The following is a 21,747-nucleotide window of genomic DNA, read 5'->3' on the forward strand; positions in this document are numbered from 1 at the left end:
CAGTCCCTCCCCTCTTCTCCATAGGAAAACAGAAAGAGACGTATTAATCAAGCCCCATCTAGAGCTGAGGCGATGCCGGCGGTGTTCCCGTCAGCCGTTCTATCTTACGGCATATATCGTGCTGCCACTCCGTATCGCCTGTCATCGAAGCCAGCAGCGAGAGATTGTACAAATTCGCAACTTGTCGGCAAATCATCGCGTTCACCGCCAAGCAATGCTCGAAATCCGCCAGCTCTTCCGCCGAGAGCTGCCTCTTGCTTCGTACCGTCCACAGCTCCGCGAGCCGCTCGTGAATTGGCAATAAGCTCATAACTTGCTCGCCCCCTCAATTGTTAGACTACTACTATTCATTATGACCAAAAAATGAAGCCCTAAGCGGTGGGCATACGGTAGTACTCTAACGAGAGCTGCTTTATTGTTATTTTATAGCCGATTCCGGCACTCTGAAACTTGACCTTCGAAAAAGAAGAAGCCTGATTTGGGAGCCTGCTCGCTGCTTCTCCGCTTGCCGCGAAAATCTAACGAACCGCCTGTACGGCTCGTTAGATTTTTTTGCATATCCCGAACAACAAAAAAGGACGGGAGCATCGCGCTCCCATCCTTCGCTATTATTTAATAAAGCCAAGCAGCATTTCGCGGATGACTTTCGCCGCGACGATCTGTGTTTGTTCGGTTGGGTCGTAAGCCGGTGCTACCTCAACGAGGTCACAGCCTACAACGTTAACGCCGGAACGAGCGATCGCGTGAACCGCGTCGATCAATTCCTTCGACGTGATGCCGCCGGCTTCCGCCGTACCTGTTCCCGGTGCTGCCGATGGATCCAGCACGTCGATGTCGATCGTCAGATAGACAGGACGGCCTTCAAGCTCAGGCAATACTTTCTTCAGCGGCTCAAGCACTTCGAACGGGTGGAAATTGATATTCTCGCGCGCATACTGCCACTCTTCGCGGGAGCCGGAACGGATACCGAATTGGTAGACGTTCTTGCCGCCAATTAGGCCGGCTGCTTTGCGAAGCGGCGTGGAGTGCGAAAGCGGCTCGCCTTCGTACGACTCGCGCAGATCCGCGTGGGCATCAAAGTGAATGATCGCCATGTCCGGGTACTTCTTGTATACCTCTTGGAAAATCGGCCACGAAACGAGATGCTCGCCGCCGAGTCCTACAGGCATTTTGCCGTCATCCAATACACCGCGAACGAATTCACCGATCACTTCAAGCGAGCGAGCCGCGTTGCCGAAAGGCAGCAGCAAATCGCCTGCGTCGAAATACTCGATATCTTCCAAGCTGCGATCCAGGTAAGGGCTGTACTCTTCCAGACCGATCGACACCTCGCGAATACGCGGAGGGCCGAAACGGGAGCCTGGGCGGAACGATACGGTAAAGTCCATCGGCATACCGTAAATAACGGCTTTGGACGTGCTATAGTCATCCGAGCTAAGGATAAAGACATTGCCGGAATATTTTTGATCGAGTTTCATAGGTTGTGTAGGTCTCCTCTTACTTCACCAGGTCTTCCACAAATTTCGGCAGAACGAAAGCCGCTTTGTGCAGACGTGGGGAGTAATATTTAGTGTCGATCTCAGGGATGCTGGACTCGTCCACTTCAAGCGGATCGTATTTCTTGCTTCCCATTGTGAATGTCCACAGGCCGCTCGGGTACGTTGGTACGTTAGCCCAGAATACGCGAACGATCGGGAATACTTCTTTCACATCGCGGTTTACGTTCGAGATCAGCTCAGGCGTGAACCACGGGTTGTCCGTTTGAGCGACGAAGATACCGTCTTCTTTCAGTGCATCGTAGATCCCTTGGTAGAAGCCGCGTGTAAACAGGTTTACTGCTGGGCCAACCGGCTCCGTGGAGTCAACCATAACGACATCGTACTCGTTCTTATGATCATGGATATGCATGAAGCCGTCGTTCACGATCACTTCTACGCGCGGGTCTTCCAGACCGCAAGCGATTTGCGGAAGGTACTTCTTGGAGTACTCGATGACTTTGCCATCGATATCAACCAGAACAGCCTTCTCTACGTTCGGGTGCTTCAGGATTTCACGGATTACGCCGCCGTCGCCGCCGCCGACAACAAGTACTTTGCGCGGATTCGGGTGCGTGTATAGAACAGGGTGAGCGACCATTTCGTGATAAACCCACTCGTCTTTATCCGTTGTCATTACCATGCCGTCCAGAACGAGCATCGTGCCGAACTCTTCCGTCTCGATCATATCGAGCTGTTGGAATTCTGTTTGCTCGCTTACATACGTTTCTTTTACTTTCATCGTAATCCCATAAGTCGGGGTCTGTTTCTCCGTGTACCACAATTCCATTGTTAAGTCCCTACTTTCGTTTATGTAGTGATGCTATTGATCATATGGTCCAATGTTTCAATCTGTATTATAAGTTAACGGGGGGAAAAAGCAACCTTTTGCCAGCTCCGCACAAAAATTTCATATTAAGCAATTGCTCTTCCTGAATAGGGTGTCCCATTGTTTTCCATACTAGTTGGATAAAGCGGACTTTCTTTCGGTTAGGAGACTTGCACATGAAAAGATGGTTGAAACCTCTATTCAGGCAGGGCGGCGCATTGAAGCGTCGACTGCCTGTTTCTATTCAATTGGAACGATGGATGCCGTTGCTGAAGCATGTGAAACGGTGGCTGATTTATTCAGGCGCTGCACTGCTGGTGCTGTTTATATGCGCCTTCGGCTTCCTCTATTATTTGCGGGAACAGGCGCTCCCCGCTTCGGCGATCAGCCAAACCTCGCAGATGCTCGACGCGCAAGGCCATATCATCGACACGTTTCATGCCGGCGAGAACCGCCAATCGGTGCCTTTGAAGCAAATCTCTCCCTATCTTGTTGAGGCGACGCTCGCCATCGAAGACCAGCGTTTCTACGATCACCTCGGCTTCGATATGAAAGGGATGGCCCGCGCGGCGGTCGTCAATGTCGAGAATATGTCGCGCAAGCAAGGGGCCAGCACGCTGACCCAGCAGCTCGCTCGCAACCTGTATTTGACGCATGAGCGGACCTGGTCGCGCAAGCTGAAGGAAGCGATGTATACGATTCAGCTGGAGATGCATTACTCCAAGGATGAGATTTTGGCGCTCTATTTGAACCAAATCTATTACGGTCACGGTGCCTATGGCGCAGAAGCCGCAGCTGAGCTGTATTACGGGAAACACGCGTCCGAGCTCACGTTAGCCGAAAGCGCGATGCTTGCGGGTATTCCGAAAGGCCCCAAATACTACTCGCCCTATATGGATATGAAGAACGCGAAGGACAGGCAGCGTACCATCCTCCAAACGATGGTGGATCAAGGCATTCTGCTGCAGCCTGATGCCGAAGCGGCAGGCGCCGAGCTGCTTCGGTTCGTGCCGCTCGGAGCGAGCAAGCAAGCCGGGACTGCGCCTTACTTCCGCGATTATGTGCGGTATATGGCGGTCGATAAGCTTGGCATCGATGAGCGGACGATGAGCGAGGGCGGCATTCGCATCTATACGACGCTGGATCCCGATGCGCAGCGAGCGGCGGAAGAGTCGGTCGCTGCAGGAATTCCGGCGGATTCCGAGCAGCAGGCTGCGCTTGTCTCCGTAGATCCACGTACCGGCTACATTAAGGCGATGGTCGGCGGCCGCGATTATAGGACCAATCAGTATAATCGGGTTTTTGCCAAGACGCGACAGCCGGGGTCGGCTTTTAAACCTGTTTTGTATTTAACCGCCTTGCAGGAAGGTGTGCTGACACCTGTTTCGCAGTATAAAAGCACGCCAACGATCTTCACGTATGATGAAGGCCGTAAGACGTATTCGCCGAGCAATTACAACAGCAAATACGTCGGCGATTTCATTAATATGCGCCAGGCTATCGCGAGCTCCGACAACATCTACGCGGTCAATTCCATCATGACCGTCGGACCGGAGAAGGTCATCGCCATGGCTCGGAAGCTGGGCATCGAGAGTCCGATGAAGCCGGTGCCTTCCTTAGCGCTCGGCACCTTCCCTGTAAGTCCGTTTGAGATGGCATCGGCCTTCAGCGCATTTGCTAATGGCGGTGTACGCATGGAGCCAACGGCGATCCTGCGCATTGAGGACGCCAAAGGCGAGGTGCTGTATGAAGCGCAGCCCGCCTCCTCCACCGTTGTAGATGCCGCGCATGCTTATGTGCTCACTAGCCTAATGGAGAGCGTGTTCGAAACCGGCGGCACCGGCAACCGCGTATCGGCGATGATCAAACGCCCTGTCGCCGGCAAAACCGGCACGACCGCAACGGACGCTTGGCTGGTCGGCTATACGCCGGAGCTGGCTACCGCGGTATGGGTCGGCTACGACAAAGGCCGCAAGCTGACGCCTGTGGAAGCGCGCCGTGCCGCGCCGATCTTCGCCTCCTACACGGAAGCGGCGCTGTCCGCCATTCCGCCGAAGATCTTCCCGCTGCCCGATGGCGTCGTATCCGTCTACATCGATCCGCAAAGCGGCAAGCTCGCCGGGAAGTCCTGCCCGGACCGGCGGCTTGAATCCTTCGTCAGCGGCACCGAGCCGGTAGAGGTGTGCGGCGTTCACAGCGAAGGCGACGCTTCGGGTTCAGCGGACGAAGGCGCACAAGCCGAGCAGACGCGCCACTGGTGGAAGCACCTCAAGCGCTGGTGGTCGAATTAGCGCTTGGCGCTCGCGCTGCGATGGGCGCTAGCCGCGGGTTTTAGGGGCCGCGGCGTTGCAGCGCGGGGGCTAGACGCGGTGAAAAAGGGTTGCTTCGTCATCCGAGTTCTCGGATGGTGTGATGCAGCCCTTTTTTACTGTCAGCACTTTTGGGTGCATGTCGCACGCATCTTCGTGCGAATTCAGGCGGCGCGCTCGTATGTAGACTTCCTCGTTCGCTTCTTGGTTCGAAAACTCGCATTTGGCTCGCATGTAGACATCCTCGTTCGCTTCTTAGCTCGAATACTCATATTCTGCTCGCATGTAGACTTCCTCGTTCGCTTCTTAGCTCGAATACTCATATTCTGCTCGCATGTAGACTTCCTCGTTCGCTTCTTAGCTCGAATACTCGTATTTGGCTCGCGTGTAGACCTCCTCATTCGCTTCTTAGCTCGATGCCCCGCATTTTGCTCGCATAAAGCCACCTACAACTCCTCTTACTAATTTCCAATATTCTATGAGCGGTATCCAGTACCCCACATAAGCCAAATTCGTCGATTTCCGCTCAATGATCGGTACCCAGTACCGCTCTTCAAACTAAATGGCTCTATTTTGTCCAATGAACGGTAACTGGTACCTCACATTTCGATTGCTCCCACTAATGTGTGGCTCTGAGGACTACTCTTGGGCCACTATTGGTGTTTTCTCGCTAATGTGTGGCTCTGGGGGCTACTCTTGGGCTACTTTCGATGTTTTCTCGCTAATGTGTGGCTCTGGGGGCTACTCTTGGGCTACTTTCGATGTTTTCTCGCTAATGTGTGGCTCTGGGGGCTACTCTTGCGCTACTTATGGTGTTTTCTCACTAATGTGTGGCTCTGGGGGCTACTCTTGGGCTACTTTCGGGGTTTTCTCGCTAATGTGTGGTTCTGGGTGCTACTCTTGGGCTACTTTCGGGGTTTTCTCGCTAATGTGTGGTTCTAGGGACTACTCTCTCGTGATTTTTCTTTCGTTTCCCCAGCAAGCTAAGTGCGAAAGTGAGCGGTTGTGCGGATTGACACTCATTTTGCCGATTGGATAAGATAGCTGAGTAAGGGTTGTGGAAAATTGTGTAAGAGTCTACGTCTGATTCACCACTATGGAGAGGATGTGTTCGCTGTTGTCAGGACTACTCGGCAATAAAGTCATTACGCAAATCGGCATACTCGTTAACGATATCGACAAAGTGAGTCAGGCTTATGCGGATTTCTTCGGGATTGAGAAACCGCAGGCCATCATTACGGACACGCTGGATAAAGCGCAGACGGAATTTAACGGTGCTCCTACTCTTGCTCGGGCTAAGCTTGCTTTTATCGATATGGGCTCCTTGCAGCTTGAACTGATTGAACCGGACGAGCATCCGAGCACGTGGCGGAATTATTTGAATGAGCATGGCGAAGGGCCTCATCATATCGCTTTCGAAATCGAAGGCATGAAAGAGAAAATCATGCTGCTGGAGGGCAAGGGTTTCCCGCTTCAACAGAAGGGTGAATATACAGGTGGACGATATGCTTATATCGATACCATTCCGGCACTGAAGGTGCTCGTGGAGCTGCTCGAGAACGATAAATAGGGGAGATTAATGAGCATGAATATACTACTAACTGGCGCCAGCCGTGGACTTGGTTTAGCGATTGCCGCCGAAGCACTAGAGCGCGGACATGCCGTTATTGCCGGGGTTCGCGATGTCGGCAGCGAGAAACTTGCTGTGCTTAGCGAGGCGTACGGGGATCGACTGACGATTAAACAGCTCGATGTTGCCAGCGAAGAGAGTGTGGCTCAGTTGGCTTCCACATTGAAGCGCGAAGGCCGAACACTCGGCGCGATCATCAACAACGCAGCCATTCTCAATGCGCGCAATACTCATATAGAAGAGCTCGATATGAACGAAGTCGAGTTAGCATTTGAGGTGAATTTGTATGGGCCTATGCGGATCGTGAAGCATTTGCTGCCTCTGCTTACGGAGGAGAATGGTGCTCTTCTGAACATCTCGTCCGAAGCAGGCAGCATTACGAACGCCTATCCTGGCGACTATCCCTACAGCATCTCGAAGACGGCGCTCAATATGTTCTCGCAGCAGCTTCACCGTTACTTGAAGGATCGTCAAATCCAGGTGCTCAGCATTCACCCCGGCTGGATGAAAACCGATATGGGCGGCGAAAACGCCCCAACCGACCCGCGTGCCAGTGCCCGCGGCATCGTGGACTTATTGGAGCGTCGCATAGTCCCGGAAGAGCTCCGGTTTCAATTCGTGGACTACACCGGCAAGGAAATGCCGATCTAGTCGGCGGACCGATGCGGGGCTGCTCGCATCATCAGCCAACCCCATTATGAGGATAATGTTGCAAAATATGCAGCATTAATGCTCCGTATGAAGCTGATTTCATGAAATGCTGCTCGAAAAGCAAGATTCGGCCGCATGAGCAGGCTTATTCGGGCATAAATCCATGAAATGTTGCATTTTGAGCAACAATAGTTGCATTTTGAGCAACAATTGTGGCGTGGGCGGGAGTTGGCGGCAAGTGCAGCGGCTTCGACGCGGGTTGCGCGGCGAGAGTTGCCGCGTACGGTGCCTAGCGCGACGAGCTTTCACGCGAGAGTTGCCGCGTGCGGCAGCCAGCGCAACGAGCTTTCACGCGGGAGTTGCCGCAGGCGACACCAGCGCGACGAGCTTTCACGCGGGAGTTGCCGCAGGCGACAGCCAGCGCGACGAGCTTTCACGCGGGAGTTGCCGCAGGCGACAGCCAGCGCGACGAGCTTTCACGCGGGAGTTGCCGCAGGCGGCGCCAAGCGCGACGAGCTTTCACGCGGGAGTTGCCGCAGGCGCCGTCCAGCGCGACGAGCCGCACATAAGAAAAGCCTCTGCAGTCCCGGCAAATTACCGGCTGCAGAGGCTTTTCTTATGTTTTCACGGCGCCTTCAGCGTCGGCGGGCAAAGCGCTATCCGCCGTTCGTTCGTCGCCGCTCCATAGCTCCTGGAAGGTCGCGCTTGTGCGGAGCAGCTCTTCGGCTGTTCCTTCCGCTTCGATGCGGCCGTCCTTCATGACGATAATATGATCGGCATGCGTCAATGCCGCTCTGCGGTGCGAGACGACCAAGCAGGTCGCGTCGCCCCTGCTCTGGAACAACCGCTCCCACAGCTTCTGTTCCGTCTCGACGTCGAGCGCGCTCGATACGTCGTCGAACACATAAAGCTGTGCGTCCCGCACGAGCATGCGCGCGGCTGCCGTCCGCTGCATCTGGCCGCCGGAGAGCTTCACGCCGCGCGGGCCGATCATCGTCTCGAGGCCATTCTGCAAATGCTCGAGGTCGTACTCCATCACGGCCGTATGAATCGCCTGCTGCAAGTCATCCCCTTGCTCCTGCTGACCGAGCAAAATATTGTTGCGCAGCGTATCGCTGTACATACGAGGAATTTGGGCCGAATACGCACTGTTCGCCGGGGTGAAGAAGGTCCCCGAATCGTAAACCGGCTTCCCATTCCACCTAATCGTCCCTTCATCCTTCGGCAGCAGCCCCAGCAACGTGCGGACAAGTGTGGTCTTCCCGGAACCGATTGCGCCGGTCACCACGGTGAACGATCCGCCTTTCAGCGCGAGCCGAATGTCCTCGATCCCTCTGCCCGTCTCCGGAAACCGGTAGGTTAACCCTTCGACCTCCAAAATACGCAGTGGCTCACTAGCAGCCTTATCAGCCTTATCAACCTCCACCTTTACCGCCGCTGCCGCTGCCGAAGTTGCCGCTGCCGCTCCCGCATTCTCCTTCATTGCGCTCCCTTTACCAAGCCGCAGGCCTTCCTTCAAGATAAGCACACCAGCCGGCGCGCCTTGAAGCAGCCCCTTTAGCCGATCCAGCGCCACACCCATTTGCTTGAAATATGTAATGAACTTGCCCACATTCGTAATGATCGAGGTAACGAACGTCAAGTAGTAGACAAACAACGAGAAATCACCGACGGTGAAGGTCCCTCCCCGCAGCTTCTGGCCAGCCAATAAGAGAATGAGTCCGATGCCGAGGTTCACGGAATTCGTAAAGATAGAATCCAGCACCTCGCCCATCAGCTTATCCTTCAGCATCGTTTGGCGCCTCGTATCGTTAAACTTCCGGAACCGCTCAATGACGCGTTCCTCAGCACCTGCAATCTGAATGGCCTGCACATTGCCGAACATCTCGCTAATCGCCCCCGTCACATGAGAGGTCGCTTCGCGACTCGCCGCGCGGTACTTCTGCAATCTGGAAGTCGATAGCTGCGCCACCGCAATTACGATAACGAGCGGCACGAAAACCAGCAAGGTCATTTGAGCATCGATCCCAATCAGAATGTAGCTGGAAACCAAGGCGAAGCAGGTCATGCCGAACACATCGACCGACCAGCTGGCCGCTTCCTCGGACTGTTCCACGTCATCACGGAAATAGCTGATCGCTTCTCCCGGTGAACAGGGAATCGCCCGAGCACCGGGCTGCTTCAGCACATGCTTCAGCATATTGCGCCGCAGCATCATCCCCATGCGGAAGCGAAAATTAACGTCGGTGATAAAGCCGACAATGATGAGAACAACACGTGCGAGCGCCGCAGCGAGCAGCAGCGCGATGATTCCCCAAGTGCCCATCTTCAGCGAAGCGTCACCCGTGAGCGAATCGAAGAACTCCTTCGTAATAAGTCCCGGTATAATAGGCACCATGTATATGACCGTCCAGGCAGTCGCATTGATGACATAACGCCATGTCCGGTACGTAATAAGCCCCATCAGAAATCGAAAAGTCGTCATACGAGCACCTCCTCAAGGCCGGTTGCCAGCATGGCACTGAAACGCGATGCCGGATCGGCTGCAAGCGCCGTTCGGCTGCCTGCTTCGATGACGCGGCCGTTCTCGAGAATCAAGATGCTGTCGGCACGTTGTACGGTGGCTAATCGATGCGCAATGATAATACAAGAACGGTTCGCAAGCAGCGTGCTAATAGCCTGCTCAATGCGCTGCTCCGTCATCGGGTCTAACCGCGACGACGCCTCATCCATAATGACAAGACCCGGGTTCGTCAGAAACACGCGGGCAAAAGCGAGCAGCTGCGCTTCCCCCGCAGAGAGACTTCCGCCACCGGAAGCGAGCCGGGTATCGAGCCCCTCCGGCATCGCCTCATACCAGCTTGTTAACCCAAGCTGATGTAATACCTCAATAATCCGATCATCCGGTATCGAGTCATCATAGAAGGTCAGATTATCACGAATCGTACCCTCCATAATTTCAATCGTCTGCGTAACCATGGCCACACGATTGCGAAGCTGACTTAGCTTCAGCTCACGAATATCCGTCCCACTCAAGGAGACGCTTCCTTCCTGCGGATCATAGAACCGAAGCAGCAGCCGAGCAAGCGTCGACTTCCCGCTCCCCGTCCGGCCGAGCAGGCCCAGCACCTCGCCGGGCTTCAGGTCCAGAACCAATCGATCAAGCGTAGGCTCGCCCGTACCATCCTCGTAGCTGAAAGTGACTTCATCAAACTTCACTCCAAGCGCGCCCGTGGGAAGCGTTGCACCAGGTCCATCCACAAGAGCAGAGCGCGTCTCGAATAAAGAGCGAATACGCGATATGCTGGCATCCGCTTTCTGCAAATCCTCCATCTGCGTGCGAATCTTCTCAATCGGCTTTGCGAGTAGCTCCGTATAGTAGAAAATCAAATATACCGTACCGATTGAAATAGAGCCCGCCTTCCATAGATACGCACTAATCGCGAAGGCCATCGCATTCCCTAAAGCAAAAACAACGATGGTCGTACTCCACATCGCGCCAAAGCCAAGAAAAGCCTTCACGCGAAGCGGCAGCATCCGCTGCAGCATGCCGTAGAAGCGATTCATGACGAACCCGGAAGCCCCGTTCGCTCGAATATCCTCCGTTCCTTCCAGCTGCTCGCCGATGAACCCGTACATATCGGCATTCGCTTGTCGCCAATCCTTCCACAGCGGTGCTGCCATCTTCCGTATACGCTGAATGACCAAAATGGCCAGAAACACAAACACCGTCATGCCTGTGCCGATCAGCCAGCTCTCCCGAAACAGCAGAACCAAGATGCCGACCATCAGCAAGAAATTACCGACCAGATTGATGATCATACTGGAGAAGAAATTCGCCAGCGCATTCACATCACCGTCTACCCGTTCAATAATAGCTCCAGACGTATGCGTCTTATGAAACGGCATATCCAGCGACAAGCAGTGAGCAGCCAAGTCGCCTCGCAGCACATTGGTAGTTTTCCAGCCTACGTTCTCACTGAAGTAGGTAGCTGCGACCGATACCGCCCCTTGCGCAAGGGAGAATCCAATAAACAAACAAGCTGCGATAAGAAGCGGCTTCATACTGCTTTCCGATTGTGCGGTATCAATAAAGAAGCGAATAATTTGCGGGTTGACGAGCTGCAAGCCAATCGATAGGAAAAGCAATACGGCAAGACCAATTAATGTCCGCTTCTGCGGGAGCAGATAGCGCCGGAGCAGCTCCGAATATTGATTGCGCGATACGCGCGGTAAATTCATTCCAGTTCCCCCTAATTTTAGAACAAATGTTCTGTCCTACGACTATACCATAATTAGGATGCACTTCGAAACCGAATAAAATAATAAAAAGCCGCTTCACCCTTCTCCACATTAGAGAAGGCAAAACGGCTTAATCCATAGCAAAAGTGCTTTATTATACGTTATGCGTTACACGTCATCCATTATACGTTCAGCGCTTCCTTCAACTTATCCGGCGAGCGGTCCCACCACTCCTGGTTGTTGGTGACGAGCAGCTTCTTGAGCGCCGCTCTCTCTTCCGTTCCAAGCTCGTCGAGCACGAACCGGCGTTTGATCGCATAATCCAGGTTATTCACGTGCTGCGCAAGGATCTTCCAGCCTCTGCGTGCTTCCGTGTCCACCAGCATCGGGCAAGCGGTTGCCCCTGCATAGAACGACCCTTCTTCATTGCGGTCAACGGCAACCCAGACGATCCAGCAAAGACGGCCGTTAGGCACATCTTCCTTGTTCGTGCTGAATTTAATCCCCTTCTCGATCTTGCTCTTCGCATGCATCGCGCCTACATCAATGTAAGCCTCGCCGTTATCGATCATGACGCAGGATACGCTGCTGAGGTCAATCGTCCCCGCACCAAAGCCTTTATGTTCCTTATTGCTCACCACGTTCAAAGAGAGAGACTTCTTCTCTTTCTTCTCAACCGGCTGTTGATCTTTCTCCTGATCACTCATCTTACGCTTCAACTCCCATCTCAAAAACCCTTCGATTCCACGTCCGGCGCGGTTTTAGCGCCTGTCCGCACATTAATTCCATTTTAGCTAATAATCTCGGAAAAGCAAACATATACATGCTTTAGATGCTTGTCAACGGGAGGGAATCTTTCAATGAATCCACGTCACGCCAAACGTTTTCTACTCTTTGCCCTCGTCGCCGTGATTCTGGGCTTAACGGCAAGGCAAGGGTTCGGAGATGCCTGGGTTTCGCAATATACATACGCCTCCGCTCCTGCCAAGAAAGACACGGCGCCGAAACCAACTGCTCCGTCCTCCGCGCCGGAGCCCGATATTGTGATGCAGCCAAAGCCGGTAGCGCTCAGCAAAAGGGTTACGGAGTACCACATCGATGTGAAACTTCAGGAGGATACGCATATGTTGGTCGGGGAGCAGTCTGTCACTTGGACAAACCCCGGCAGGCAGCAGGTGTCCGAGATGTATTTTCATCTGTACCCGAACGCCTTCCGCTCCAAAGACACGACCTTCATGAAAGAATCCGGCGGTCAGCTCCGCAATGACAAAGCGACTTCGGACAGCATCGGCTATATGAACCTGCTCTCGCTAGAGACGACCGAAGGCTACAGCCTTCTTCCGCGCCTGCATTACGTGCAGCCCGATGACAGCAATCCGCATGATTTAACGCTGGCCAAGCTGCGACTGCCGCAAGCTGTCGCACCGGGCAAAAGCGTCACGCTTCGTATTAAATTTGAGGTCAAGCTCCCGGAAGTGTTCGCCCGGATGGGCTACTCCGGCAACTTCATTATGGCAGGCCAGTGGTTTCCGAAGCTTGCCGTGTACGAAACAGCAGGCACACGCGGCCGAGCCGCCGAGGGCTGGAACATTCACCAGTATCACGGCAACTCGGAATTCTACAGCGACTTCGGCATCTACAGTGTGAAAATCAACGTCCCGGACAGCTATAAAGTAGCGGCAACCGGCTTCCAAACCAAACCTTCCGTCGTAGCAGCCGGACGCAAAACCTACCAATACTACGCCGATGACGTGCATGATTTTGGCTGGTCGGCGTCACCGGATTTCGTATATACAGAGGAGCCTTTCTCCACAGACGGCGTACCGGGTGTTCGTATCAAGCTGTATTTGGATCCGCTGCACGCCAAGTTCAAGGATCGCTACATGCACGCAGCCAAATCCGCACTCGCCAAATATGCACAATGGTACGGCGCATACCCCTATACCACCCTCTCTGTCGTAGTTCCGCCTAAAGGTGGCAACGGCGCAGGCGGGATGGAATATCCGACACTCATTACCGCATTCGCCGCAGAGAACGAGAATCCCGGCTACGATCTTGAGCGAACGGTCGTCCACGAGATCGGCCATCAATATTGGTACGGCATGGTCGCCTCCAATGAATTCGAAGAGGCTTGGCTCGACGAAGGTTTCACCTCCTATGCCGAGGACAAAGTGATGGAGAGCGAATACGGCGTGGAGCCGAATTTGCCGGTGGAAGCAAGCTACATGACGAACCCCGCACCGCTGAAGCAGCTTTCCTGGTCCTACCACAGCAACAATCACTATGCGGAAAATGTGTACATGCGCGCGAAGCTTGTGCTATTCGGCATCGAGAAACAGGTCGGCGCCCAGACGATGCGTAAGATTATGCGGACTTATTTTCAAAAGTATAAATTCAAGCATCCTTCCACCGCCGACTTCCAGCGTGTCGTGGAATCCGTTACGAAAACCAAGTGGAACGACTACTTCAGCCATTTCGTGTACGGGGATGCCATGTCCGATTACTCGGTCGCTTCCATTCATGTACGCCCCGTGAAGCAAGGCAACGAGACGCAGTACGAATCGGTCGTACTCATCAAGAAGACAGGCGGCAGCTCCGGGCCGGTGTCGGTCGTGTTCCATTTTGCCGACGGTACGCTGATGCCTAAAGTGTGGGACGGCCAAGAAACCCACATTCAATATAAAATCGTCCACCCCTCCAAGCTGCTGTGGGCCGCCGTCGATCCGCATAACGACAACGTGCTCGACAACAAACACATCAACAACTTTATGAAAGCCGAGCTCGCAGAGAAATCGCGCACGCGCTGGAGCGTCGGTGTTTCCAAGCTGATTGAGAGCATTTTTGCTTCCATCGCATGGTGACGAGCTTAGCAAACACTTTCTGGGAGGTGATGATACATGAGAACGCATCTGAAGCAAGGCTGGCGACTGACCGTTAAGCACTTCTACATTATCATTATGCTGTTTCTATATGAGCTGATATGGGGCTTCTTCCTCTATCGAACCATTGAAGGGATAACCGTGCCGCTTCTAAAAAGATTCCCGGACAGCATCGGCAGCAGCGGTACAGCCGTTCAGCTCTTCATGACGGAGGCACAGTTCCAGCTCATCAAGACCGATCTGATCCGCCCCTATGTCTGGCTCTTCTGCGGGCTGCTGGCCGGGCGCATCGTGATCACCCCTTTCCTGAATGCAGGACTGTTCCACTCCCTCCATCATGTAACGGACGAGAACGGCACGAAATTTCTCAAAGGCATTCGCGCTGCTTGGAAGCCGGTAGCCCTGCTCTACTTGGTGGAAACAACACTCACGCTCCTGCCGGCCATTTGGCTGCTGCCGCGGGCATTAACGAAACTATTAGGAAGCAACTCGCTGCTGGAATTTGCGCAGCAAGCCGGTCCATGGGCGGGCGCTTGGCTCGCTTGGGCGGTTCTGATCCACCTGCTCTTCCTCTCCATGCAGTTCGGAGCCGTCGCCGGAACCGGCGCACTCCGCTCCTTATGGACATGCATTGCGAACTTCCTGCCTTTCGCCGGTATTTCGCTTCTCATGTGGGCGATCGGAGCCGCGCTCAGTATGACTATTGCCTCCGTTTCGCTGATATGGGCAGGTCTGCTGGCGCTCATCCTGCATCAAGGCTACCAGTTGATCCGAACCATCATGAAGGTGTGGACGGTAGCCGCCCAGTACGATGCTTGGCAGTCGAAACAGGTCTAATCCATGCGGGGAGGCCGCCCATCATGTCATGTTGAGACATTGGGACGGCCTCCTTTTTAACTAATAACTGGCATATTAAAGACAAACCCCTCGGTAGAGCGGGTTTTTTTGACATGCGCTTTAATTCAAGAAGAGACATGCTTTGCACAGTGGAATGATTGCGGGCGGGCTCCTAAAATCGCCGAAACCAGCCGCTGTTATACGAATATGAGAGATAAAAGGTTGCATTCTAATAATTTTAATTTGTGAACAAGTTGTGAACTAGGAAGGAGAAGGAAGAAAATGATCGAATAATTATGCCTAGAAATGAAAATTTTGCCGAATTCCCATCACGGGAAACGGGGGAACCATCTTGGGTGAATTGATCCCGACATCCGCAAAGCAAGGCGCGGCATGCCAGAGGTGATCATAGGGAGCCTTCAACCGAACCCCACAGCTAACCTCGTAGGCACTGGAAGGAGTTTCCCGTTTTGAAAAAGCTTTCTGCACTTTTGATCGGACTGGCGATGCTTCTACTTTTTCAAACAGGAAGCGTTTTCGCGCAATCCAAAATGGATGGGGTCATCTCAGATCTGATCGGTACACCTTACGTGTACACCGGCACCACAACGAAAGGGTTTGACTGCTCCGGATTCACCATGTACGTGTTTAATAAACTCGGCGTGGATATCCCGCATGCATCCCGTTCGCAAGCACAGCTGGGCAAGAAAATCGCGAAAGCGGATTTGATTCCCGGCGACCTCGTATTCTTTAATACGACAGGAAAAGGAATCTCGCATGTTGGCGTCTATGTTGGCGAAGGCAAGTTTGCACACTCCTCCACCAGCAAAGGTGTAACCATCAGCGCACTGAGCGATTCCTACTATTCCAAACGTTATGTTACATCGCGCCGCGTGATGAGCCCGGAAACGTATGAGAAATATGCGGACGAGCCTTCTGACGTAGCCGACGGTGGCGACGACGAGTAAGATTAATTATTGCACCTGCCTCAGGTGCCTGTGTGAGCACAAAAGAAGCCGCAGCTGTTCGTCCTTCGGGACAAGCACCTGCGGCTTCTTTTGTTCTTTTCGAAGGAACAGGCGCCATTACCGCCTTAAGTAGCGCACCCACCAGAACGTTCGGCCAACCTGGACATCGAGCTTGCTCCCGAGCGGCGCAAACAGATCATGCAGCTCGATTGGGGTCGCACAGCCCTCGCTTCGGCGGTCGGCCATGACGACGATCGCACCAGAGGCAAGCCGCTCATGCCAGGCCTCGAGGAAGCGCTGACGCTCCCCTGCCGGCAGCTCGCCGAGGCAGAAACAAGCCAACCCCGCATCGAACGTATCGGCCACCGCCTTGAGTTCCTCTTGAAGGACCGCCTTCGTCACCGGCGTCGTCAGGCGCGGCGTTCTCGGTCCACTCACCCGCAGTACGCGCCGTCCCGCGAGCGTATCCGTTAAACCAACCTCAAGCTTCTTCCACTCTGCTCGCCGACTCTCTATGCTGTCCCGCCATCCTGCCATCCCGGATTCCTCCTTTTTTCTAAGCTTATGTGACGAAGCTTAACAAATGACCGATTTTTAGCAGGTTAGGGCGACGTGGACTGTCTAAAGAGGAATCGATTGACTCATGATGAATAGTAGGATGATAGGGTTGTTGGGGCCGGGATGCGACGATGCCGTGACGCTAGGCGCGAAAGGCGCGAGTCGCACTAGGCGCGGAAAGCCCCGGGCGCGACCGAGGAGTGAGGCGTGAGATGCACGAGTGGCGGGGCCGGGATGCGTGGCGCGCTAACGAACCGTAGAGGCCTTATTTGGGGTAAAATAGCTAGCTCGTAATTCTAAAGAACCGTGGGGGGTTATTTTGAGAAAATGGGTCGAGAATGGGCATGTTCGAGCTAAATAAGACCTGTAGGGTTCGTTAGAATTTCAAACCGAGTTATTCGGTCGAAATAAGACCTGTGTGGTTCGTTAGAATTTGTCATCGCCGTCCTCTGGAGACGGAATCTATACATTTCGAGTTTTTCATAGAAAAGGAGCTTCCGCTATGTCACTTTCATCCCCCGCGCTTGCGGGATTTCATAAAACACTGGCCGGTTGGTTCGATCAAACATTCGGCGATCCTACCCCTGTCCAGCTCGAAGCATGGGCCGCCATAGTGGAAGGCCGTCATACGCTGATTGCCGCGCCAACCGGTTCGGGCAAAACATTGGCTGCGCTGCTGCCATGTTTGAATCGCCTTGCTCAGCGCAAGCTGGTTGCTGCTGCACGGGGGAAAGCACTGCCACCCGGTGTGCGTGTGCTATATATTACGCCGCTTAAGGCGCTCAATAATGATATCCAGCATCATTTGGTCGGGTTCATGGAGGATATTGAACGATTTGAGAGCGGCGACGACGGCGATGCCACTGAGGCATGGCCGGGCATCCGCTCGGCGGTGCGGACCGGCGATACGCCTTCCAGCGAACGGGCGCGCATGGCCCGGCGCCCTCCCGATGTGCTGGTGACGACGCCGGAATCCCTCTACCTGCTGCTCACCTCGGACAAAGGTCGCACAATGCTCGGAACCGTCGAGACCGTCATCGTCGACGAGATCCACAGCCTTGCCGGCGACAAGCGCGGCGCGCATTTGTCGCTCTCGCTGGAGCGGCTATCCGCGCTCGCGGCGCAGCCGGTGCAGCGGATCGGCGTGTCTGCGACGCAGAAGCCGCTGTCGCGGGTCGCGCGGTTTCTTGGCGGCTGGGAGCCGCAGGCAGGCGCGGGGTTTAGCGCGGATGCGGGCGACGGCGCGGCGGATAGGCAGGGCCAGCTTCGCGCGGATGCAAGCGAAAGCGCAGCGGCTCTGCAGGGTGGGCTTCGCGCGGGCGCGGACGGCGGCCCGGGGCAGCTTGCCGCGCCGGAGGCGGAGCCGGTGCATCCGCTCGGCTACGCGCAGCGCCGGGTGGTCATCGTCGAAAGTACGATGACCAAGTCCATCGAGGTCCGGGTCACGATGCCGGACCTCAGCCGCCCTGCTCGCACGCGCTATGGCGTTTGGCAGCCCATCATCGAGCGGATGATGGCGCTGATGGAAGGCGCACGCTCCGTGCTGCTGTTCGTGAACAGCCGCCGCATGTGCGAGCGTCTCGTGCTGCGGCTCAACGAGCACGCGGGCTACGAGCTGGCGCGCGCGCATCACGGCAGCCTCTCGCGCGAGCGGCGGCTTGAGGTCGAGCGCATGCTCAAGGCCGGCGAGCTGCGCTGCCTCGTCGCCACCTCTTCGCTAGAGCTCGGCATTGACGTAGGCCATGTCGACCTCGTGATCCAGGTCGACTCGCCCAAGGCGGCAGCCGCCGGCATTCAGCGGATCGGCCGCGCCGGCCACGCCGTCGGCGATGTGAGCCGCGGCTTTATCATCGCGCGATCGCGCAGCGAGCTGCCTGAAGCGGCGGTGCTCTGCCGCAACATCGGGCGGCGCGACATCGAAGCGATCACTCTGCCGCGAGAGCCGCTCGACGTCTTGTCGCAGCATATGACTTCCATCGTTGCGGCGGAAGATATCACGATCGATGCATTGTACAGGCTGATCATACAAAGCGAATGTTTCCGAGGCTTCCCACGAACGCGATTGGAGGCTGCGCTCAAGGTGCTGTCGGGATTTTATCCGTTCGCGCGACCTCTTATGGAATGGGATCGAGCTACTGACACGCTCCGCAAAAGGGCCAATACATCCATGGCCGCTATTACCGGCGCCGGTACGATTCCGCAAAGCTCCGCCTATCCCGTTCATCACGCAGACAGCCGTACTCACTTAGGCGAGCTTGATGAAACTTATATAGCAGAAAGCCGTGTCGGAGACGTCTTTCAGCTTGGAACCAGCTCTTGGATGATCAGCAGCATCGAGAACGACCGCGTATATGTTCAAGAAGCGCCGAATCGCTTCAGCGAGATCCCGTTCTGGCAGGCGGAGAACGCCAGCCGAAGCGTGGAGGTCGGCATTCAGCTTGGTCATTTTCTGGAGCAGCTATCCGCAAAGCTGGCTCTGGATGACCCAACGAACAAAAGCGATTCCGAGCTGTCAAAGAAACGGGAAGACATCACCATTGCCTGGCTCGATGCGGAATATGGACTCGATCATTATGCAGCTTCCGAGCTGATCGGGCTCGTCCAATCCCAGCATCATACGCTTGGGCTGCCGACCGAGCGGCGGATCATCATCGAGCATTATCGCGATCTGATGAACCAGACCCGTATCATTATCCATAATCCGTTCGGCAGGCGCATTAACCGAACATGGCTGCTCGCCATCGAGCGGCAATTTCAGCGGCTCCTGCCCTACTCGATGTACGGCAACGCCAAAGACAACGGCATCGAGCTCGTCGTGCCCGATTGGGACGCTTCCTGGCTGCAGACGTTATGGCAAATTACTGCCGACAGCGTAGAGTCACTCCTCACAGAGGCGATTACGGGCTCGCCGTTTCTCGGTTTATCCTTCCGTCGTATCGCGGAGACGTCGCTTCTCCTCTCCCGCAGCTTCACGCGTACGCCGATGTGGCAGAAACGTCTGCGCTGCGAAGAATTGTTGAAGCAATCGCTCCCTTATGCCGAACAGTTCCCTTACCTTGAGGAGGCTATGCGGGAGTGTCTGCATGACTACCTCGATACGAATGGTTTAAAACAACTGCTAGAGTCCATCACCGCAGGTCAAATCGAGGTGTTGGTCAAGGAATCGCATGCACCATCGCCGTTTGCCGTTCAATTCCTCTCCGACTACGCCAATATGATGCTCTATGAAGGCGATGGACTGAGCGAAGCGACACAGCTCCAACTGCTTAGTGTGAGCAAGTCGCTGGCAGGGCAGCTCTTCGGTGAAGAGGCCGTTCAACGGGCGGTCGATCCCGGCATTGCACAGCAGGAGCAGGAGCGACTGGAAACCGGCGGCCGACAAGTCCCGGCAAACGCCGTGGAACTGTATATGCTGCTCAAACAGCGCGGCGATCTGTCGACTGAGGAGCTGACTGCCATTGCCGGTGAAGCCGTACCGGGCTGGCTGCAAACTCTACGCGATGCAGGTCGTATCGCGGAGCAACCGTTCGGCCGCGGACAGCGCCGATGGATCTGTGCGGAGGAGCAGGACATGTACAACGCGTTCCCCAAGAGCGACAGCGCCATTGCTTTTATTGCCGGTCGCTTCGCAGACCACCGGCTTTCTTTCACCGAGGTTGAGCTGCGTGAGCACTATCCCGATCTTTCGCCTGCCCAGGCCGCTCATATCCCTGAGGTGCTGCTGCAGCTGGATCGAATCGAGGCCGCTCCTTTCGCCGATGGTGAGGAAGAGCGAATTTGGACGAGCCGCACCGTAGCCAAACGACTGATTCGCCTGACAATGGAGCAAGCGCGAAAACAAGCCGAGCCAATCGACCCCATACGTTGGTGCACGCATATGTCCATGCTCCAGCACGCTCTCTCGGGTTCGCAGCTAAGCGGAATCGACGGCCTGCGCATGGTTATTGAACGGCTGCAAGGCTTCTTCTTGCCCGCTTCGCACTGGGAATCCGTCCTGTTCCCGTCCCGAGTGATCGGCTATCGCAAGGATGACCTGGATTTGCTCTGCGCCTCCGGTGAAATCATCTGGATCGGCCGCAAAGAAGAGAATGAGAAGGAAGGCAAAATTGCCTTCTTCCTCTCCGAATCCAAGCCGCTTTATGCGCCGGAAATCGCACGAGCTGTCCAAGCTGCGAGCAGCACCAAGCATCCCCGCCTGCTGTCGCTGCTGCAGGAAGGCGGAGCCAGCTTCCTGACCAAGCTGAGCCGCGATTACGGCAAAGTGCCGTCCGAGCTGCTGACAGACTTGCTCGATCTAATCTGGGAGGGCACGGTCTCGAACGACCAGTTCGCGCCGCTCCGGCTGCAGCTGCAGACCAAGGGCAAGCAGCTCGCCCGCACCGGCTCCGGCCTTGGGCGCTGGTACTGGACTGGACCGCTCAGCGAGCAACCCGATCTGCGACCGTCCGCTATAGCTGCTCAACCCGGCCAGACCGGACTGTCCGTCTCACCAGTTCCGCTCGACCAGCCCGGCCAGACCGCCGAGCCAACCGGCATCGCCGCCCCAATCGACGCCGCCCAGCTGCGCTCCGTTTCCTCCGAGCTGTCGGAGTCGGCGCTCCACTGGACGCAGCATCTGCTGGACAGCTACGGCATCGTGTCCAAGGACCTCGTCGCCCAGCTCTCGCCATTCAGCTGGGAGGAGCTGCTGCCGATGCTCAAGCAGTTGGAGCAGTGGGGCGTCGTAACCCGCGGCCTGCTGGTGCAGGGCGTGCAAACCTTGCAGTTCGCGCGCCGCGAGGGAATCGCTTCGGTCCGCCAGCCGCTGCCCGGACAGGACAATGCCGCTGTCACGGTACTCGCCGCGACGGACCCGGCCAACCCGTTCGGCCTGGCCGCCGATTGGCCGAGCGTCCGCGGCACCGGATTCGCTCGCAAGAGCGGCAACTACCTCGTGCTGCAGCACGGGCAATGGCGCTTCTGGCTCGAAAATAACGGACGCCACATCGTCGACCTGTCTGCTTTATCGACTCCGTCTGACGAGGCCTCGCCAACTGGCAACGCCGTAGGCGCTGCCGAGCTCAAAGAAATCTTCCGCATGCTGCTCCGCCAGCACGGACTCAGCAAGATCAAGATCGACCGCTGGAACGGGGAGCCGATAACCGAATCGGCAGCCGCCCAAGAGATGCTGCGCGCCATGGGCGCCGAGCGCGACAACCGCTCCCTTGTGCTGTGGCCGAGCAACCTCCGATAACTCAAGCAGCTTCTCTTTTTCCCGTGGGGCTAAACATAAACAACCTCTCTTCCTGCAAACCTACTGCAGGAGAAGA

General features: G+C 55.5%; 14 protein-coding genes and 1 riboswitch. Of the genes, 7 read left to right on the forward strand and 7 right to left on the reverse strand.

The window, feature by feature from the left end:
• Nucleotides 1-58: 58 nt before the first annotated feature.
• The 3 genes from BLW29_RS28225 to speE all read right to left on the reverse strand — a co-directional run bounded on the left by BLW29_RS28225 (nt 59) and on the right by speE (nt 2,325).
• Nucleotides 59-310: a DUF7667 family protein gene (locus tag BLW29_RS28225; RefSeq protein WP_090985995.1), complete on the reverse strand. Its 252-nt coding sequence runs from the start codon at nt 308-310 to the stop codon at nt 59-61.
• 298 nt (nt 311-608) lie between these two features.
• Nucleotides 609-1,478 carry an agmatinase gene (gene speB, locus BLW29_RS28230; protein ID WP_090985997.1) on the reverse strand — a complete coding sequence of 290 codons (870 nt, stop codon included), beginning with the start codon at nt 1,476-1,478 and terminating at the stop codon, nt 609-611.
• Nucleotides 1,479-1,497: 19 nt separating this feature from the next.
• Nucleotides 1,498-2,325, reverse strand: a complete 828-nt coding sequence (gene speE / locus BLW29_RS28235; RefSeq protein WP_090985999.1) for a polyamine aminopropyltransferase — start codon at nt 2,323-2,325, stop codon at nt 1,498-1,500.
• A 299-nt stretch (nt 2,326-2,624) separates the two neighbouring features.
• Here speE and BLW29_RS28240 point away from each other — a divergent pair, with 299 nt between their 5' ends.
• The 3 genes from BLW29_RS28240 (at nt 2,625) to BLW29_RS28255 (ending at nt 6,954) form a co-directional block, all read left to right on the forward strand.
• Nucleotides 2,625-4,655, forward strand: a complete 2,031-nt coding sequence (locus BLW29_RS28240; RefSeq protein ID WP_090986057.1) for a transglycosylase domain-containing protein — start codon at nt 2,625-2,627, stop codon at nt 4,653-4,655.
• A 1,132-nt stretch (nt 4,656-5,787) separates the two neighbouring features.
• Nucleotides 5,788-6,243, forward strand: a complete 456-nt coding sequence (locus BLW29_RS28250) for a VOC family protein (RefSeq protein WP_090986059.1) — start codon at nt 5,788-5,790, stop codon at nt 6,241-6,243.
• A 15-nt stretch (nt 6,244-6,258) separates the two neighbouring features.
• Nucleotides 6,259-6,954 carry an SDR family oxidoreductase gene (locus tag BLW29_RS28255; RefSeq protein WP_090986003.1) on the forward strand — a complete coding sequence of 232 codons (696 nt, stop codon included), beginning with the start codon at nt 6,259-6,261 and terminating at the stop codon, nt 6,952-6,954.
• A gap of 616 nt (nt 6,955-7,570) precedes the next feature.
• Here the strand turns inward: BLW29_RS28255 and BLW29_RS28260 are convergent.
• The 3 genes from BLW29_RS28260 to BLW29_RS28270 form a co-directional block, all read right to left on the reverse strand.
• Nucleotides 7,571-9,439, reverse strand: coding sequence for an ABC transporter ATP-binding protein (locus BLW29_RS28260; protein ID WP_090986005.1), 1,869 nt, complete (start codon nt 9,437-9,439; stop codon nt 7,571-7,573).
• Entirely contained in the window at nt 9,436-11,196 is a 1,761-nt protein-coding gene (locus tag BLW29_RS28265) for an ABC transporter ATP-binding protein (RefSeq protein WP_090986007.1), read from the reverse strand. Before BLW29_RS28265 ends, BLW29_RS28260 begins: the two co-directional genes overlap by 4 nt.
• A 182-nt stretch (nt 11,197-11,378) precedes the next feature.
• Nucleotides 11,379-11,903 carry a YwhD family protein gene (locus BLW29_RS28270; protein ID WP_090986009.1) on the reverse strand — a complete coding sequence of 175 codons (525 nt, stop codon included), beginning with the start codon at nt 11,901-11,903 and terminating at the stop codon, nt 11,379-11,381.
• Nucleotides 11,904-12,056: 153 nt separating this feature from the next.
• On the opposite strand from BLW29_RS28270, the gene BLW29_RS28275 reads away from it, so the two are divergent.
• The 3 genes from BLW29_RS28275 (at nt 12,057) to BLW29_RS28285 (ending at nt 15,880) form a co-directional block, all read left to right on the forward strand.
• Nucleotides 12,057-14,057: a M1 family aminopeptidase gene (locus BLW29_RS28275; RefSeq protein ID WP_090986011.1), complete on the forward strand. Its 2,001-nt coding sequence runs from the start codon at nt 12,057-12,059 to the stop codon at nt 14,055-14,057.
• A 36-nt stretch (nt 14,058-14,093) separates the two neighbouring features.
• Entirely contained in the window at nt 14,094-14,912 is an 819-nt protein-coding gene (locus BLW29_RS28280) for a hypothetical protein (protein ID WP_090986013.1), read from the forward strand.
• A gap of 306 nt (nt 14,913-15,218) precedes the next feature.
• Nucleotides 15,219-15,378: riboswitch (cyclic di-AMP (ydaO/yuaA leader) on the forward strand.
• Between the two features lie 4 nt (nt 15,379-15,382).
• Nucleotides 15,383-15,880 carry a C40 family peptidase gene (locus BLW29_RS28285; RefSeq protein ID WP_371264821.1) on the forward strand — a complete coding sequence of 166 codons (498 nt, stop codon included), beginning with the start codon at nt 15,383-15,385 and terminating at the stop codon, nt 15,878-15,880.
• A 117-nt stretch (nt 15,881-15,997) separates the two neighbouring features.
• Here BLW29_RS28285 and BLW29_RS28290 read toward each other — a convergent pair whose 3' ends face one another.
• Nucleotides 15,998-16,417 carry a hypothetical protein gene (locus BLW29_RS28290; protein WP_090986014.1) on the reverse strand — a complete coding sequence of 140 codons (420 nt, stop codon included), beginning with the start codon at nt 16,415-16,417 and terminating at the stop codon, nt 15,998-16,000.
• A gap of 523 nt (nt 16,418-16,940) precedes the next feature.
• On the opposite strand from BLW29_RS28290, the gene BLW29_RS28295 reads away from it, so the two are divergent.
• A complete protein-coding gene (locus tag BLW29_RS28295) occupies nt 16,941-21,671 on the forward strand; it encodes a DEAD/DEAH box helicase (protein ID WP_090986016.1) in 4,731 nt (1,576 codons plus the stop codon).
• Nucleotides 21,672-21,747 lie beyond the last annotated feature (76 nt).

The sequence above is a fragment of the Paenibacillus sp. CF384 genome (assembly GCF_900106745.1).
GTDB lineage: Bacteria > Bacillota > Bacilli > Paenibacillales > Paenibacillaceae > Paenibacillus_Z.

What these genes read in the sequence shown, in the direction of transcription:
- BLW29_RS28265 (WP_090986007.1), bottom strand. Translation starts at nt 11,196, where the DNA reads ATGAATTTACCGCGCGTATCGCGCAATCAATATTCGGAGCTGCTCCGG.
- BLW29_RS28240 (WP_090986057.1), top strand. Translation starts at nt 2,625, where the DNA reads ATGCCGTTGCTGAAGCATGTGAAACGGTGGCTGATTTATTCAGGCGCT.
- BLW29_RS28295 (WP_090986016.1), top strand. Translation starts at nt 16,941, where the DNA reads ATGTCACTTTCATCCCCCGCGCTTGCGGGATTTCATAAAACACTGGCC.
- BLW29_RS28290 (WP_090986014.1), bottom strand. Translation starts at nt 16,417, where the DNA reads ATGGCAGGATGGCGGGACAGCATAGAGAGTCGGCGAGCAGAGTGGAAG.
- speE (WP_090985999.1), bottom strand. Translation starts at nt 2,325, where the DNA reads ATGGAATTGTGGTACACGGAGAAACAGACCCCGACTTATGGGATTACG.
- BLW29_RS28270 (WP_090986009.1), bottom strand. Translation starts at nt 11,903, where the DNA reads ATGAGTGATCAGGAGAAAGATCAACAGCCGGTTGAGAAGAAAGAGAAG.
- BLW29_RS28280 (WP_090986013.1), top strand. Translation starts at nt 14,094, where the DNA reads ATGAGAACGCATCTGAAGCAAGGCTGGCGACTGACCGTTAAGCACTTC.
- BLW29_RS28255 (WP_090986003.1), top strand. Translation starts at nt 6,259, where the DNA reads ATGAATATACTACTAACTGGCGCCAGCCGTGGACTTGGTTTAGCGATT.
- BLW29_RS28275 (WP_090986011.1), top strand. Translation starts at nt 12,057, where the DNA reads ATGAATCCACGTCACGCCAAACGTTTTCTACTCTTTGCCCTCGTCGCC.
- BLW29_RS28260 (WP_090986005.1), bottom strand. Translation starts at nt 9,439, where the DNA reads ATGACGACTTTTCGATTTCTGATGGGGCTTATTACGTACCGGACATGG.
- speB (WP_090985997.1), bottom strand. Translation starts at nt 1,478, where the DNA reads ATGAAACTCGATCAAAAATATTCCGGCAATGTCTTTATCCTTAGCTCG.
- BLW29_RS28225 (WP_090985995.1), bottom strand. Translation starts at nt 310, where the DNA reads ATGAGCTTATTGCCAATTCACGAGCGGCTCGCGGAGCTGTGGACGGTA.